The following is a 15400-nucleotide window of genomic DNA, read 5'->3' on the forward strand; positions in this document are numbered from 1 at the left end:
CTGGATCAGCGGGCTGGTGGCCAGGTAGCGTTCCGCCACCCAGGGCCCTTCGTAGAGCAGCCTGGCGGCATCGCTGAAGGGCTGGAAGTCCACCTCCACCGGGGTTCCGCCCAGCTCGGCAAGCGCCGCCACCGACTGCTCGAACAGCCGCTGGCAGGCCCCATCGCCATCGAATTCCAGCTGCGCCTGGCGTGGCACACCGAACCGGAAGTGTTGCGGTAACGGCCGTTGCCCGACCGGCAGCGGGCGTTGCCACGGGTCCTGCGGATCACGGGCCGAAGCCACCGCCAGCAGGGTGGCGGCCTGGGCCGCCGAGCGGGCGAAGATGGAGACGCAGTCCAGGCTCTGGCAGGCCGGCACCACGCCGCGGACACTGATCCGGCCCAGGCTGGGCTTGAGACCGATCAGATTGTTGAAGGCCGCCGGCACCCGGCCGGAGCCGGCGGTATCCGTGCCCAGGGCAAAGCTCACCAGTCCCAGGGCGGTGGCAACCGCGGAGCCGGATGACGAGCCGCCGGAGATGTAGTCGGGATCGAAACTGTTGCGGCAGGGCCCCCAGGGTTCCGGTGAGCGGGTGCCCACCAGGCCGGTGGCGAACTGGTCCAGGTTGGTCTTGCCGATGGGAATGGCACCGGCATCCACCAGCGCCTGGACCACCGCCGCATGCTCGGGTGGCTGGTAGCGGAAAGCCTCGCAGCCGGCGGTGGTGGCCATGCCGGCCACATCGATATTGTCCTTCACCGCGAAGGGCACACCGTACAGTGGCAATTCCTCGGGGCTGCGGCGCCGCAAGCCCTCCAGATAGGGGGCCAGTTCCTCGGCGGTGGCCAGGTGAATCCAGATATTGTGGTCGTCGTAGTGCCGGGCCCGTTCCAGCACGTGGGAGATGACATCGGCGGGTGTCAGGCTCCTGCTGCGGTAGGCCTGGTGCAGGGCAGGAATATCGAGATTGATGGGGGTCGCTTTCACGGGAACCTCACGCTGACAGATTGCGCGCCGTTGCCGACACGGAGGATTCAATGGATTCGAAGACCTTGCGGCTGGTCTCGCCGATGGGCAGGTCGTAGGTGATGGTGGCGCCGTAGGCCTCCGGCTGCTGCGGGTCGTTGCGGACCTTGTCGAACACCAGCAGGCGGGTACCCAGGTAGAAACCCTCCTGCAGATCGTGGGTGACCATGAAAATGGTGGTGCCGGTGTCCCGCCAGAGCTTGAGAATTAGTTCGTGCATGTCGCCCCGGATGCCCGGGTCGAGCGCGCCGAAAGGCTCGTCCAGCAGAAGTACCCGGGGCCGCATGATGAAGGACTGGGCGATGGCCAAACGTTGCTGCATACCGCCGGACAGCTCGTGGGGCCACTTGTCGCGGGCGTGGCCGAGGCCGACGGCGTCGATCATGGCGTCCACCCTGGCAAGGGCGTCCCGGCGGGCCCGGCCGAACAACCGGCCCAGGAAGGGCTTCTGCTCCAGCTCCAGCCCCATCAGCACGTTTTCCCGCACCGTCAGGTGGGGAAACACCGAGTAGCGCTGGAACACGATGCCGCGGTTGCGGTCCGGCTCGGCAGGAAAGGCCTCGCCCTCCAGGGTCAGCTCACCGCGGCTGGGCTGTTCCTGGCCCAGCAGCATTTTCAGGAAGGTGGATTTGCCGCAGCCGGAAGCGCCTACCAGGGTGCAGAACTCCCCCTGACGGACCTGCAGGTTGAGGTTCTCCAGCACCACCGCGCCGCCGTACTGTTTCCAGAGTTTGTTGACGGTAATGAAGCTCATCAGTGGCCCCCCGCGTTGTACCAGGGGAAGAGCCGGCGGTTGGCGAGCCTCAGCAACTGGTCGATGACAATGGCGAGCAGGGTAATCCAGAGCACGTAGGGCAGGATCACGTCCATGGCCAGGTAGCGGCGCACCAGGAAGATCCGGTAGCCAAGACCCTCCTCGGAGGCGATGGCCTCGGCCGCGATCAGGAACAGCCAGGCGGGCCCCAGCCCCAGGCGGACGGCGTCGATCAGCCGCGGCAGCACCTGGGGCAGCGCCATGCGGGTCACCACCTGCCAGGAATTGGCCCCCAGAGTCTGGATCTTGATCAGCTGCTCCTGGGGCAGCTCCCGCACCCGCTGGGCCACGTCCCGCATCATGATGGGCGCGGTGCCGAACACGATCAGCATCACCTTGGACAGCTCGCCCAGGCCGAACACGATGAACAGGATAGGCAGGATCGCCAGCGGCGGGATCATCGACAGTGCCGACACCAGCGGTGCCAGCCCAGCCCGGGCCATCGGCAGCACCCCGTTCACCAGCCCCACCGCCAGCGCCAGGGCCGCGGCGATGCCGATGCCGATGCCCAGGCGCTGGAGGCTGGCGGCGGTGTCCTGCCACATCAGGTACTCGCCGCTGCGGCGGTCTTCCTGGAAGGCCATGCGGTTGACCGCGCTGCTCATCTGCTCAAGGCCCGGCAGCAGCTTGTCATTGGGATTTTCAGCCAGGCGCTCCTGGGAGGCCATGCCGTATACCAGTACCAGCGCCAGGAAGGGTACGAGCCCCAACAGCAGGGCCGTGGCCCGGCTCGGGCGACGATTGATCAGGCGCATGTAGCTCTCCCATCGATTGCCGGCAGCCGTCGGTGTTACAGCTTGCCGTCGGCTGCCATCTGCATGTAGGTATCACTGAAGCGGAAGCGGACGTTGCCCTCATCACCCATCACGGTGCCATCCGGGAACTCGATGCCGACAAAGTCGGGGCTCATGGCGCCCTGGCCCAGCAGACCCTTGTCGAACGAGAACTGACGGACGCTGTCCATAGCCTGCATGGCCTGATCGCTGTTGATGAACTCGACCGCACTGGCGGGTTCCCAGAACATGCGGGTGGCGGCAAGCTGGGCCTCATAGCCCTCGCGATCGGTACCGGAGGCCTGGCCCAGCTGGGCGCGGGCCTCACGCCCCTGTTCGGTGTCAGAGCGGAGGATGGTCATCACTTCGTACCAGGCGCCAGTCAGTGCCTTGCCCAGCTCAGGGTTGGCCTCCAGCACCTCGGTGTTCACCAGGGCCAGATCCTTGATATGGCCGGGAACCTGGCTGGAATCGAAGAGCTCGGTGGCGCCGGGATAGTCCTTCACTTCGCCGAGCAGCGGATTCCAGGTCACAACCGTGCGGACGTCATCGGTCAGAAAAGCGGACACCAGGTCGGCGTCGGAAATATTGACGACGTTGATGTCCCGCTCCTCCAGACCCACCGAGTCCAGCGCCCGCACCAGCAGGTAATGGGATACCGACAGCTCCACCAGGTGCACCGTCTCACCCTTCAGCTCCGCTATGCCGTCGGCGTCCTTGGATACCAGGCCGTCATTGCCGTCGGAATAGTCCCCCACGATCAGGGCCGTGGTGTCGATGCCGGAGGCGGCGGGAATCGAGAGGCCGTCCATGCTGGTGGCCACCACCCCATCAAACTGGCCGGCGGTGTACTGGTTGATGGACTCGATGTAGTCGTTGACCTGCACGATATCCACCTCGATGTCGTACTTGTCGGCCCACTTCTTCATGATGCCGCTGTCCTCTGCATACTGCCACGGCATCCAGCCTACGTAGATGGTCCAGGCGAAGGTGAAGGAGTCCTTCTGCTGGGCCAGGGCACCCGCGGAAAGGGTGGCTGCCAGCAGGCCTGCGCCCAGTTGCTGAATCACGTTTTTTGCTTTCATGTTGACTCTCCTCGGGTAAAAACCCGTTCGTTGAAGTCTCGGTTGTTGGCGTCTCAGTGTTGTTCTTCCACTATCACCACGGGCGTGCCCGGCGACACCGCCTGGCCCGCCTCGCGGCGGATCTCCACCACCCGCCCGCTGACCGGGCTGAGCAGTTCGATCTCCATCTTCATCGACTCCACCACCGCCACCGGGCGCTGGGCCTGGATCTCGTCGCCCGGCTTCACCAGGCATTGCCAGAGGTTGCCGGCGACGTGGCTTTCCACCGCGTGCTGGCCGGCGGGCAGCTCGGTCATGTCATCGCCGCCGGTGTCCTCCAGTGGCGCCTCGGAGCTGAAGTTGATCTGGCCGGACTCGATCCAGCGCTGCAGCTCCTCGTCAAAGGCCTGTTTGCGCCTGGCGGTGAACGTCTCGATTTCACGGTGGTTGTCGGCCAGGAAGCGCTCGTAGTCCTTCAGGTTGAAGCGGGTCTCCTCGACCTTGATGGGGTAGTCGCCGTTGGGGAAATCCCGCCGGATCCGGCGCAGTTCGTCAGCGCTCACTTCGTAGAAGCGCACCTGGTCGAAGAACCGCAGCAGCCAGGGCTTGCCGGGCTCGAAGAACTCGGTGGTGCGGTAGCGGTTCCACATCTGCAGGGTGCGGCCGACAAACTGGTAGCCGCCGGGCCCCTCCATGCCGTAGATACACAGGTAGGCGCCGCCGATGCCCACCGAGTTCTCCGCCGTCCAGGTGCGGGCCGGGTTGTACTTGGTGGTCACCAGGCGGTGGCGGGGGTCCAGCGGCGTGGCCACCGGCGCCCCCAGGTAGACGTCGCCGAGGCCCATGACCAGGTAGCTGGCCTCGAATACGGTCTTTTTCACCTCATCGATGCTGGCCAGGCCGTTGATGCGGCGGATGAATTCCAGGTTGCTGGGGCACCAGGGCGCGTCCTTGCGCACCGACTGCATGTATTTGGCGATGGCGGTGTGGCAGGCCTCGTCGTCCCAGGACAGCGGCAGGTGCACGATGCGGGCCGGCACGTCCCACTCCGGCTGCTGTTCCAGTTCCTTTTCCGCGTCGGTCAGCAGCGCGATCAACTCGCCCTGGCCCAGGCGCCGGCTGTCGTAGTGCACCTGCAGGGAGCGGATGCCGGGGGTCAGCTCCAGAATGGCCGGGTGGTCGCGCTCCCGCAGCCAGAGCATCAGCGCATGGGCGCGGAAGCGCAGGCGGATGTCCAGCTCCATGGGACCGTATTCCACCAGCACATAGTTGTCGCCGGCGGCCCGGTAGACCACGCCGGTCTCATGCTCATCGGTGCCCAGCGTCGCCAGAATCGGCGTCGTGGGTCTGACGGGCTGGATGGATGAGTTCCGGCAGCCGGCCGCGGTCAAGGTGGCGACCGACTCGTCCAGGGCCTGGCGCAGTGCCACCGCCTGGTCCTGGCTCACCGGCACGAAGCGGACCTTGTCGCCGGCCTTGAGCTGGCCCAGTTTCCACAGATCGGCGCTGATCACCGTCACCGGGCACACGAAGCCCCCCAGGCTGGGGCCGTCCGGGCCCAGGATCACCGGCATGTCACCGGTGAAGTCCACCGTGCCCACGGCGTAGGCGTTGTCGTGGATATTGGAGGGGTGCATGCCGGCTTCGCCGCCGTCGCTGCGGGCCCATTCCGGTTTGGGGCCGATCAGTCGGACCCCGGTGCGGCTGGAGTTGTAGTGGATCTCCCAGTCGCTGGCGAAAAAGGTCTCTATGTCGGCGTCGGTGAAATAGTCCGGAGCACCGTGGGGGCCATAGGTGACGTGCAGCTGCCAGGTCTTGCCGATGGCCGGTTTCAGCTCGGCGGGCAGGGCCTTGGGGGGCACCGGTTCGGCTTCCGCCAGCGCCAGCACGTCGCCGGCCCGCAGGGCGCGGCCGCAGTGACCGCCGAACTGGCCCAGGGTGAAGGTGCTGCAGGAGGTCAGGTACGCCGGGCAGTCCAGGCCGCCCCGGAAGAGCACATAGGCCCGGGCGCCGTCGGCGGTGGTGGCGCCCAGTTTCAGGGTGGCGCCGGCGGGCACGTCGATCACCTGCCAGAAGGCCACCGGCTCGTCGTCCAGGGTGGCGTCCAGCGCGGCCCCGGTGAGAACGATCTGGGTGGCGCGGTTGAAGCTGAGCACCGGCCCCTTGAGGGTGATCTCCAGTCCCGGGGCATCCTCGGCGTTGCCCAGCAGCCGGTTGCCGAGCCGGAAGGAGTAACTGTCGAACGGCCCGGAGGGCGGTACGCCGACTTCCCAGTAGCCAATGCGGCCCGGGTAGTCCTGGATGGTGGTGAGGGTGCCGCCGCTGAGCACATCGACGGTGGCGGGCCGGTAGTCGAATTCGTTGAGGCTGCGGGTAAACAGCCGGGCCTCGGCAAAGCTGGGGTCGGCCAGCACCTGGCGCACATACCGGAGGTTGGTTTCGATGCCGTAGAGCTGGCTGTCATCTAGCGCCTGCATCAACGCCTGGCGGGCCGATTCCCGGTCGCCGGCATGGACGATGACCTTGGCGAGCATGGGGTCGTACAGCGGCGACACTTCGGTGCCCGGCTGGATCCAGGTATCAACCCGCAGGCCCTTGCGGTCAGGCCAGGCCACGTTGGTGAGCAGGCCGGCACCGGGCTGGAAGTCCTTGTTGGGGTCCTCGGCATAGATCCGGGCCTGGATGGCGTGGCCGGAGGGGGCCAGGGCGCTGCCGATCTGTGCCAGGTCCGGCAGGGTGCCGGCGCCCAGCGCCACCATCCAGCGCACCAGGTCCACGCCGTAGACCTCCTCCGTGACACCATGCTCCACCTGTAAGCGGGTGTTCACTTCCAGGAAATAGAACTCGGTGGTGTCCGGGTCGTAGATGAACTCCACGGTACCGGCACTGCGGTAGCCGATGCTCTCGCCGAGCTGGCGGGCAGTGGCGTGCATGCGGGCACGAACCCCCGCGCTAAGGCCGGGGGCCGGGGCCTCCTCGATCACTTTCTGGTTACGGCGCTGGGCCGAACAGTCCCGCTCGCCGAGGGCCAGCACCTGGCCCTGACCGTCGCCGAACAGCTGTACCTCGATATGGCGGGCATGCTCCACGAACTTTTCCAGGAACACGCCGCTGTTGCTGAAGTTGTTCTGGCTCAGGCGCTGCACCGAGGCAAAGCTGCGCCTCAGGTCGTCCGGGCCGTAGTTGCGGGACATGCCGATGCCGCCACCGCCGGCGGTGCTTTTCAGCATCACCGGGTAGCCGATGCGCCCGGCCGCCGCCAGCGCCTCGTCCAGATCCGTCAGCAGGCCGGTGCCGGGCAGCAGCGGTACGCCTGCATTTTCGGCCAGGGCCCGGGCGGTGTGCTTGAGGCCGAACTGCTCCATCTGCTCAGGGGTGGGGCCGAGAAACACCACGCCCTCGGCCTCACAGCGCCGGGCAAACCCGGCGTTCTCGCTGAGAAAGCCGTAACCGGGATGGATGGCGCCGGCCCCGCTCTTGCGAACCACCTCGAACAGCTTGTCCTGGTCCAGGTAGGTGGCCGCCGCCGGACCGTCACCCAGCGACCAGGCCTCATCGGCCTGGCGCACGTGCAGGGAATCGGCATCCGCCTCACCGTAGACCGCCACCGACCCCACGCCCATCTGCCTCAGGGTGCGGATGACCCGGCAGGCGATGGCACCCCGGTTGGCGATCAGGACCTTGTCGAAGCCGGCTTTGCCGAACCCGCCCTTCAGCTCCATACCAGCACCTCGATCGGCGTGGGGTTCCAGCCGTTGCAGGGGTTGTTCAGCTGCGGGCAGTTGGAAATCATCACCAGCACGTCCATCTTCGCTTCCAGCTCCACGTACTTGCCGGCGTCGGAGATGCCGTCGGCAAAGGTGAGGCCGCCCTCCGCGGTCACCGGCACGTTCATGAAAAAGTTGATGTTGTGGGTGATGTCGCGTTTGCTCATGCCCAGTTCGTCATGCTCGGTGACCGCCACCAGCCAGCTGTCGCGGCAGGCGTGCATGCACTTTTTCTCCAGGGCGTAGCGGGTGGTGTTGCTTTCCGCCGCGCAAGCGCCGCCGAGGGTGTCGTGGCGGCCGCAGGTGTCGGCGGTGATCTCCAGCATCACATTGTTCTCGCTGGACATCAGCCTGGAGCCCGCGGTCAGGTAGACGTTGCCCTGCTCGCGGATGGTGTCCACGGCGCTGTAGCGCTCGGTGGGGTTGTGGGCGTTGTAGAACAGGGTGTCGGCGGCCTGGTTGCCCTCCAGGTCCAGAATGCGGAGGGTTTCGCCGGCCTTCACCACTTTCAGGAAATACTCGCCCGCCGGTACGGTTTCGCGGAAGGCGGCGTGTTCGGGTTTCAATGCGCTTTGCTTGATCATCTCCGGCCTCCGTTACTGGAACAGGTGGTACAGGGCGGTATTGGCGAAGGCGCGGGTGGCCTCCGGTGACGAGATCCGGCAGGGGTCGGCCTCGGTGACCGGCGCCGCCCGGAAGATCTGGTAGCGCAGCGGGTGACTGGGGTATTCCGCGGCCGGATCGAGCGGGTGCGGGCAGGTATGCAGCACCACGATGGTGTCCATCTCGAAGCGCAGATCGACGGTGGCGCCGGCGTGTGAGTGGTCACTCACATAGCTCATGTTGCCGTCGTCATCGGTACTGACCCGACTGAACCAGTTCAGGTTGGCGGTCAGGTCCTTCTTGCCCAGGCCGTACTTGGCCAGCTCGTTGAGAAAGCTGGAGAAGCCGTTGCGGTGGTAGTGGTTATGGGCTTCCTGGTAGGTCTTGCGGCCCCAGCGCTGTTCCACCATGGCGGCGTTGCAGGTGCCGCAGACGGTGTCATGCCAGCCCAGGTCGTCGCGAACGATGGACGCGAACACCCGTCCCATGTCCGACAGCAGCACATGGCCCCTGGTGAGGCGGAAGGTATGCTGGTTCTTGAGGGTGTCCGGCATGTTGTACCGCTCGAGGGGGTTCTCGGGGTTGTACATCAGCATGCCGACGTTGGTGCCGCCGGTCTCATCGATCAGGCGCAGGATATGGCCGCGGCGCATGATGAAAGACCAGTGGGATCCGCCGGGAATCAGATCGTCATAGAGGGGAGCTGCGGTTGCGGGCATAACCTTTTCCTCTGAGGTCGGGTTGTACAAAAACGAGAGGCGTCAGTCACTGAACGATCCTCCCGGGCTTTTGTCCCGCCGTGTAACCTTGGAAAAGGTCGTCAACTCTCGGACCAGTCACCTGTGCACGCTGTGGCGGCAGGCCTGAACCCTAGTTGACCTCTTGGTCAGATTGTCGCGCTTTGATAAGTGGTTCGTTTAACCGACGTCTCGCTGCGTACTTGGTTGGTTCCAAGTTTCATGCCACAACCTTCAAGCCACTGAATTGCAGGCATAAAGCCCGTATGGTCCGAAACAGGCGCCGGCCTGCGGGCCGAACAGGTGCACCGTTGTGGGGCGTTGGGGCCAGGTTGGTGCGGGGTATGGGGACTGGAAGGGTCCACCACTGACTTCGGAAACTTCCTGTGTTGCCATCCGGCGATATTTGTTATTGTGCGCAGCAAGCCGGTGTCCATTTCAGAACCGGACGTGTCAGCGGGAGAGATCGAGTCGCACACCGTGCCCTCGGCGCCGAAGGAGCAACTGCCCCGGAAACTCTCAGGCAAAAGGACCGCTGATGTGAATACTTTCCGAAGAGCTGCCGACCGCTGCGTCAGTCGGCACACCGAAGGAGCAAGCGGCCGGTTGCCCTGAAACCGCCGTGAATCTCTCAGGTCCAGATACGGAAGGGGTGCTTTCTGCCGGCTATGGCAGGAATTAACCCTGGACGCCTCTGGAGTGTGTCATGACAAAAGCTATCAAGCGCGTCGCCGTGATTGGCGGCGGCATCACCGGTATCACCACTGCCTATACCCTGGCCAAGCGCGGCCTCGACGTCACCGTTTACGAGCGGCATCGCTACGCGGCGATGGAAACCTCCTTTGCCAACGGTGGTCAGCTGTCGGCCTCCAACGCCGAGGTCTGGAATAACTGGCAGACCATCAAGAAGGGCTTCAAGTGGATGTTCCGCAACGACGCCCCGCTGCTGGTCAACCCCAAGCCGTCCTGGCACAAGCTGAGCTGGTTCGCCGAGTTCATCGCGGCCATTCCCCAGTACGAGCAGAACACCACCGAAACCGCCCGCCTGGCCATCGCCGCCCGCGACTTCCTGTTTGCCTGGGCGAAAGAGGAAGGCATCGATTTCGACCTGAAGAAGCAGGGCATCCTCCACATCTACCGTGACAAGGCCGGCTTCGACCACGCCGCCTACGTGTCCCGGCTGCTGGCCGCCGGTGGTCTCGAGCGCCGGGCGGTGACCCCGGAGGAGATGCGCAGCATCGAGCCCACCCTGGCCGGCACCTACTACGGCGGTTTCTACACCGAGAGCGACGCCACCGGCGATATCCACAAGTTCACCAACGGCCTGGCGGACGCCATCCTGCGCATGGGCGTCAAGACCTGCTACGGCCATTCGGTGACCGAGCTGAGCGCCGATGAGTCCCACGCCTGGGTAACCTCCCACGACGGCGAGGAGCAGACCCGCGACACTTTCGACGGCGTGGTGCTCTGCGCCGGCGTCGGCAGCCGGGCGCTGGCGGCGAAGCTGGGGGACCGGGTCAACATCTACCCGGTCAAGGGCTATTCCATCACCGTGCAGCTGGACGACAAGGCCTCGCAGGAATCGGCGCCCACGGTCAGCCTGCTGGACGACGCCACCAAGATCGTCACCAGCCGCCTGGGGGACGACCGCTTCCGGGTGGCCGGCACCGCCGAATTCAGCGGCTACAACCGGGATATCAGGGACGACCGCATCCGCCCGCTGACCCGCTGGGTGGAGGAATGCTTCCCCGGTGTCAGCACTCGCCGCGTGGTGCCCTGGGCGGGCCTGCGGCCGATGCTGCCCAACATGATGCCGCGGGTGGGTCCGGGCAAGCTGCCGACGGTGTTCTACAACACCGGCCACGGCCACCTGGGCTGGACGCTGTCGGCCATCACCGCCGAAATGGTGGCGGAGACGGTCGAGACCGGCGCCCAGATCCAGGGCCGAGGGCCGGCCCGCTAGGGCGGCACTCAGGCGCCGGCATTCCGGCGCAGCCGGTACAGCAGGTAGATGAAGAAGGGCGCGCCGACGCCGGCAACGAAAATGCCGGCGGGCAGGTCACGGGGCATGAAGGCGACCCGGCCCAGCAGATCGGCGTAGACCAGGATGATCGCCCCCACCAGCGCGCTGACCAGCGCAAGGCCGGTGGTGCCGCAGCGCACCAGCCGGCGCGCCACATGGGGCGCGATCAGGCCGAGAAAGCTGAGCGCGCCGGCGTAAGCCACCGAAGCACCGGCCAGGGCAACCGCCAGCACCAGAAACACCAGGCGGTTGAACTGGACCGCACTGCCCAGCCCCTGGGCCATATCGTCTCCCATGCTCTGGATGTCCAGATGCCGGCCCCGGGCCATCACCAGCGGCAGGCAGACCAGAACCCAGGGCAGCAGCCCGACCACGTCCTGCCAGCGGGAGCCGTAGAGGCTGCCGGTCAGCCACACGTACGCCATCATCGCGGTGGCATCCGGGCTGAGCACCAGCAGCAGGGTAGTCAGGGCGCCCAGCCCCGCGGCCAGCCCAATGCCGATCAGCACCAGCCGGGACGGGCTGACACCCTGCTGCCAGGCCAGGTAGACCATCAGCAGCGCCACCAGCGCAGCGCCCGCCAGGGCCGCCGGCACCAGGGCGATGGCGGCCGTTCCCACCGAGCCCAGCCAGAGCGCCGTCACCGCGGCCGCCGAAGCGCCGCCGGTGATGCCGATGACGTCCGGCGATGCCAGCGGGTTTCGCACCAGGCCCTGCAGCACCAGTCCGGAAACCGCCAGGGCGGCCCCCACCAGTATGGCCATCAGCAGCCGTGGCAGGCGGATCTCGAACAGGATGAGGTGCAGGCCGGGGTCGGCCTTACCCGTCAGGCCGGCGAGGACCTGCGCCGCTGTGGTCGGGTGGGAGCCCAGGCTCAGATAGAGCCCGCCGCTGGCCAGCAGCAGCATGAACAGCACGAGGCTGACGGCCAGTACGCCGGGGGCCAGGCGCACAGACCAGCGGTCATCGGAAGCGCGCAGTAACAGGTCAGCCTTCATGACATCTCCCTGCTGCGTCTTGCCAGGTGCAGGAACAGCGGGGTGCCGAGCAGTGCGGTCACCACCCCCACGGGCACCTCCCGGGGCGGGATGATCAGGCGGGCCAGGATGTCCGCCGCCAGCACCAGGATGGCGCCAAGCAGTGCCGCGGCGGGCAGCAGCCAGCGATGATCGGTACCGAACAGCCCGCGGGCAATGTGGGGCACCATCAGGCCGACAAAGCCGATCAGCCCGCCAATGGCCACCGCGGCACCCGCCAGCAGAATGATCAGGGCGCCGCAGATCATCCGTACCCGGGCCACGTTCAGGCCGAGGCCCTGGATCATGTCGTCGTCCAGGCCCAGCAGGTTGAGCTGGCGGGCCAGCGCCAGGCTCACCAGGACGCCGCCCGCCATCCAGGGCAGCAGCGGCAGGACCGCATCCAGCGACCGGCCCGATACCGACCCCGCCAGCCAGAACAGCATACTCTCGAAGCGGCTCTGGTCGAGAATCAGCAGGCCCTGGGAGAAGGACACGAAGAGCGCGGTAATGGCAACGCCCGCCAGCACGGTGCGGATCGGTGACAGGCCCTGCCCGGGTTCATGGCCCAGGCCGTAGACCGTGACCGCGGCCAGGGCGGCACCGGCCAGGGCAAGCCAGATCAGCTGGCTGGGCGCGAGCAGGGAGAACAGGCTGAAGCCCAGCACCACAAAGAAGAGCGCGCCGGCATTGATGCCAAGGATACCCGGCGATGCCAGCGGATTGCGGGTCAGGCTCTGGATCAGCACGCCGGCCACCGCCAGGGACGCCCCGATGGCCATCGCCACCACTGTGCGGGTCAGCCGCTCCGAGCGCACCACCAGGTGCTCGACCCGGGCCGGATCGAAGCTGGTGAAGCTCTCCGCCAGGGTGGCCAGGCTGATCGGGATCTGCCCCAGCACCAGGCTGCCAAGGATCGCCAGCGCCAGCAGCAACAGGCAGCCGGCGCCGCCAACAGATCTTGCCCGGCTTGAGTGCATCAGCATGACAGCGGCGCCCCGGCCAGGCCATAGTGGCGGTAGAGGTCATCCAGCATGCGGTTGGCGGCGAGGATGCCGCCGCCCATGTTCCAGGTCACCGGGTCCACCCGATAGACCTGATCGCTGCGGACCGCCGCCAGTCGCTGCCACAGCGGATGGCCGGTCCACTCCCGGTAGGTGCGTTCGACAGCGGGGTCATCCTCCATGAAGATGAACACGGTTTCGCCGTCCATGGCGGGAATGCTCTCGTGGGTGGTCAGCTTGATGCCCCAGCCGTCCTTCTGGTGGTCGATGGGCACCTCGAAACCGAGCTCATCCAGGACCCGGCGGGCGAAACCGTCGTAGTAGATGCGGGCGTGGTCGCCGCGAAAGCTGAGCAGGGCCACCGTAGGCGGCCAGGCATCGCCAAGCCTGGCCGCCGCGCGCTGCCGGAAGTCGGCGACCCGCGCGTCCCAGCAGGACAGGATCTGCCGGCCCCGTTCCGCTCGGCCGGTGGCTTTGGCCATAAGCTCGAGGCTGCCCCTGAAATCGAACACATCGCCCTGCATCAGGGTGGGCGCCAGCCGGGACAGCAGGGGGTAAACGTCGTGGTGGCGATGCCGGGCGCCGACGATCAGGTCCGGGTGCAGCCAGGCAATGCCCTCCAGGTCAGGCTGGGTCTCCAGGCCCAACAGCCGCGGGTCGTCGAGCTCATCCCGCAGGTAACGGTAAAGCGGCTTTTCCGACCAGGACTCCACCACCCCGACCGGCTCGATGCCGAGCGCCACCGCGGTATCGGTGGCGCCCTGGTAGAGCGTCACCAGTCTCTGCACGGGGGTCTCCAGGGTGGTCGTACCCAGGGTATGGTGGATCTCACGCGGCGTGGCGAGCACAGCCATCGGCGACAGCAGGACCAGCAGAAGCGCGAAGCGGAACGGAGGCAGTGAATGCAGGGCCACGGTTGAACAGAAGACTCCAGGGCAGGCCCGCCCTGTCATGGACGGGGGACTTGGGCAAATTGTAAATGATAATCGCTCATAATATCATCGATCCCCCCACAGACGCATGGACATTCCGACGCATGGACATTCCGCCAGGGTATTCCTTCCTATGACGCAATCCGGTTCTCCCCGCACGGCCGCCTCCCTGGTCGGTGACTCCCTGCATGTCGGCTACGGCGGCAAATCCGTGCTGGCCGGCGTCGATTTCCGGCTGGAGCCGGGCAAGCTGACCATACTCCTGGGCCCCAATGGCTGTGGCAAGTCCACCCTGCTCAAAACCATGGCGCGAACCCTGTCGCCGGACCGGGGCCAGGTGCTGCTGAACGGCCAGGCCATTCACCAGCAGTCCACCCGCACCGTGGCCAGGCGCCTGGGGCTCCTGCCCCAGAGTCCCGCAGCGCCCGATGGCCTGACCGTCCGTGAACTGGTGGCGCTGGGTCGCTTTCCCTACCAGAGCCTGATGCGGCAGTGGTCGCGCCGGGACCAGGTCGCGGTGGAGACCGCCATGGCACAGGCGGCTGTCACCGAGTTTGCCGACCGGCCGGTGGACCAGCTCAGTGGCGGCCAACGCCAGCGTTGCTGGATTGCCATGGTGCTGGCCCAGGAAACCGAACTGCTGCTGCTGGACGAGCCCACCACCTTCCTGGATCTGAAAGTACAGGTGGATCTCCTGGAGCTGCTGCTGAGCCTGGCCCATGAACACGGCCGGACCCTGCTGGTGGTGCTGCACGACCTGAACCTGGCGGCGGCCTATGCCGATACCCTGGTGATGATGCAGGCGGGCAGGATCTGTTATCAGGGGGAGGCGGAGAAGGTGTTCACCGAAGCCAGTCTGGCGGAGGTGTTCGATCTTGAGGCCCGGGTGATCCTGGACCCGGATTCGGGTCGCCCGGTGTGCCTGCCCCGTCGAATGGGGCAGGCCGGCAGTGTACTGCAAACCGCCACCGCCTAGCGGCCGCCCCGGATTGCGGGCGGCGCCGTGCGGCGACGGGGACTGGCTTACCAGTCCAGACCGTAGCTGAGTTTCACGGAACGGCCCGGTGCAGTGGTGTAGTAACCATCGAAGTTGTACATCTGGGAGATCACCGGGAAGTAGTCCTCGTTGAACAGGTTGTTCACCGCCAGGGTGACGTCGCCGTAACGGGTCTGCCAGGCACTGATCAGGTCAACCACGGTGAAGGATTCCACCTCGCCCTTGCCAAAGCCGCTGGCATCGCTGCCGAAGCGGTTGCGGTCGCCGCTGTACAGGGCCTGCAGGCGGTTGCTCCAGCGCGCGTTGGTCTGGTGCTCCACATAGCCGGTCAGCTTCAGCGGCGGGATACGGTTGCCCAGCAGGTAATCCTCGTAGCTGCCGTCATCGTCGCTGTCGACCTTGCCCTCGAGCCAGGTCAGGGTGCCGCCGGTGCTCAGGTCACTGGTGGGGTAGACGTTGAACTCGGCCTCGAAACCGTAGATTTTCTCCGGGCTGCGCAGCACCGGAATCGGCTCGTTGGCCTGGGCCGAGCCCAGCTGGGTACCCAGCTCGGACTCGCTGTAGAACAGCGTCAGGGCCAGGTCCGCCTGGTTCCAGAGCGCCTCGGCGCCGATCTCATAGTTATCCACCACCTGGGGCTCCGGACGGATCTGGTCCAGGGA

The 15400-nt window shown here is 66.3% G+C and carries 13 protein-coding genes and 2 riboswitches; of the genes, 2 read left to right on the forward strand and 11 right to left on the reverse strand.

The window, feature by feature from the left end; genetic code table 11:
• The 7 genes from R3280_RS12340 to R3280_RS12370 all read right to left on the reverse strand — a co-directional run.
• A partial coding sequence (locus R3280_RS12340; protein ID WP_318998911.1) for an amidase family protein occupies nucleotides 1–969 on the reverse strand: 969 nt, incomplete at its 3' end.
• Nucleotides 970–976: 7 nt separating this feature from the next.
• Entirely contained in the window at nucleotides 977–1762 is a 786-nt protein-coding gene (locus tag R3280_RS12345) for an ABC transporter ATP-binding protein (protein ID WP_318998912.1), read from the reverse strand.
• Nucleotides 1762–2577: an ABC transporter permease gene (locus R3280_RS12350; RefSeq protein ID WP_318998913.1), complete on the reverse strand. Its 816-nt coding sequence runs from the start codon at nucleotides 2575–2577 to the stop codon at nucleotides 1762–1764. Before R3280_RS12350 ends, R3280_RS12345 begins: the two co-directional genes overlap by 1 nt.
• A gap of 35 nt (nucleotides 2578–2612) precedes the next feature.
• Nucleotides 2613–3680, reverse strand: a complete 1068-nt coding sequence (locus R3280_RS12355; protein ID WP_318998914.1) for a putative urea ABC transporter substrate-binding protein — start codon at nucleotides 3678–3680, stop codon at nucleotides 2613–2615.
• A 53-nt stretch (nucleotides 3681–3733) separates the two neighbouring features.
• Nucleotides 3734–7381, reverse strand: coding sequence for an urea carboxylase (gene uca / locus R3280_RS12360; protein WP_318998915.1), 3648 nt, complete (start codon nucleotides 7379–7381; stop codon nucleotides 3734–3736).
• Nucleotides 7372–8010 (reverse strand): urea amidolyase associated protein UAAP2, encoded by a 639-nt coding sequence (locus R3280_RS12365; RefSeq protein WP_318998916.1) that lies wholly within the window; start codon nucleotides 8008–8010, stop codon nucleotides 7372–7374. The genes uca and R3280_RS12365 overlap by 10 nt, the downstream gene beginning before the upstream one ends.
• A 12-nt stretch (nucleotides 8011–8022) precedes the next feature.
• Nucleotides 8023–8748, reverse strand: coding sequence for an urea amidolyase associated protein UAAP1 (locus R3280_RS12370; protein WP_318998917.1), 726 nt, complete (start codon nucleotides 8746–8748; stop codon nucleotides 8023–8025).
• A gap of 57 nt (nucleotides 8749–8805) precedes the next feature.
• Nucleotides 8806–8914: riboswitch (guanidine-I (ykkC/yxkD leader) on the reverse strand.
• A gap of 299 nt (nucleotides 8915–9213) precedes the next feature.
• Nucleotides 9214–9311: riboswitch (glycine riboswitch) on the forward strand.
• A gap of 173 nt (nucleotides 9312–9484) precedes the next feature.
• On the opposite strand from R3280_RS12370, the gene R3280_RS12375 reads away from it, so the two are divergent.
• Nucleotides 9485–10729: a D-amino acid dehydrogenase gene (locus R3280_RS12375; protein WP_318998923.1), complete on the forward strand. Its 1245-nt coding sequence runs from the start codon at nucleotides 9485–9487 to the stop codon at nucleotides 10727–10729.
• A gap of 8 nt (nucleotides 10730–10737) precedes the next feature.
• Here the strand turns inward: R3280_RS12375 and R3280_RS12380 are convergent, their stop codons facing one another.
• The 3 genes from R3280_RS12380 to R3280_RS12390 are packed head-to-tail and all read right to left on the reverse strand — an operon-like array spanning nucleotide 10738 to nucleotide 13723.
• Complete coding sequence (locus R3280_RS12380) at nucleotides 10738–11787, reverse strand: iron ABC transporter permease (RefSeq protein ID WP_318998918.1); 1050 nt, start codon at nucleotides 11785–11787, stop codon at nucleotides 10738–10740.
• Nucleotides 11784–12791 carry an iron ABC transporter permease gene (locus R3280_RS12385; protein WP_318998919.1) on the reverse strand — a complete coding sequence of 336 codons (1008 nt, stop codon included), beginning with the start codon at nucleotides 12789–12791 and terminating at the stop codon, nucleotides 11784–11786. The genes R3280_RS12380 and R3280_RS12385 overlap by 4 nt, the downstream gene beginning before the upstream one ends.
• Complete coding sequence (locus R3280_RS12390; RefSeq protein WP_318998920.1) at nucleotides 12785–13723, reverse strand: iron-siderophore ABC transporter substrate-binding protein; 939 nt, start codon at nucleotides 13721–13723, stop codon at nucleotides 12785–12787. Before R3280_RS12390 ends, R3280_RS12385 begins: the two co-directional genes overlap by 7 nt.
• 151 nt (nucleotides 13724–13874) lie before the next feature.
• On the opposite strand from R3280_RS12390, the gene R3280_RS12395 reads away from it, so the two are divergent.
• Nucleotides 13875–14717: an ABC transporter ATP-binding protein gene (locus R3280_RS12395; protein WP_318998921.1), complete on the forward strand. Its 843-nt coding sequence runs from the start codon at nucleotides 13875–13877 to the stop codon at nucleotides 14715–14717.
• A gap of 47 nt (nucleotides 14718–14764) precedes the next feature.
• Here the strand turns inward: R3280_RS12395 and R3280_RS12400 are convergent.
• Nucleotides 14765–15400, reverse strand: a 636-nt coding sequence (locus R3280_RS12400) for a TonB-dependent receptor domain-containing protein (RefSeq protein WP_318998922.1), incomplete at its 5' end; no start/stop codon positions are given.

Origin of the sequence: Marinobacter sp., from assembly GCF_033722195.1 — a bacterium.
Lineage (GTDB): Bacteria > Pseudomonadota > Gammaproteobacteria > Pseudomonadales > Oleiphilaceae > Marinobacter.

Coding starts and splice junctions, on each gene's coding strand:
- R3280_RS12345 (WP_318998912.1), bottom strand. CDS start 1,762: ATGAGCTTCATTACCGTCAACAAACTCTGGAAACAGTACGGCGGCGCG.
- R3280_RS12350 (WP_318998913.1), bottom strand. CDS start 2,577: ATGCGCCTGATCAATCGTCGCCCGAGCCGGGCCACGGCCCTGCTGTTG.
- R3280_RS12355 (WP_318998914.1), bottom strand. CDS start 3,680: ATGAAAGCAAAAAACGTGATTCAGCAACTGGGCGCAGGCCTGCTGGCA.
- uca (WP_318998915.1), bottom strand. CDS start 7,381: ATGGAGCTGAAGGGCGGGTTCGGCAAAGCCGGCTTCGACAAGGTCCTG.
- R3280_RS12365 (WP_318998916.1), bottom strand. CDS start 8,010: ATGATCAAGCAAAGCGCATTGAAACCCGAACACGCCGCCTTCCGCGAA.
- R3280_RS12370 (WP_318998917.1), bottom strand. CDS start 8,748: ATGCCCGCAACCGCAGCTCCCCTCTATGACGATCTGATTCCCGGCGGA.
- R3280_RS12380 (WP_318998918.1), bottom strand. CDS start 11,787: ATGAAGGCTGACCTGTTACTGCGCGCTTCCGATGACCGCTGGTCTGTG.
- R3280_RS12385 (WP_318998919.1), bottom strand. CDS start 12,791: ATGCTGATGCACTCAAGCCGGGCAAGATCTGTTGGCGGCGCCGGCTGC.
- R3280_RS12395 (WP_318998921.1), top strand. CDS start 13,875: ATGACGCAATCCGGTTCTCCCCGCACGGCCGCCTCCCTGGTCGGTGAC.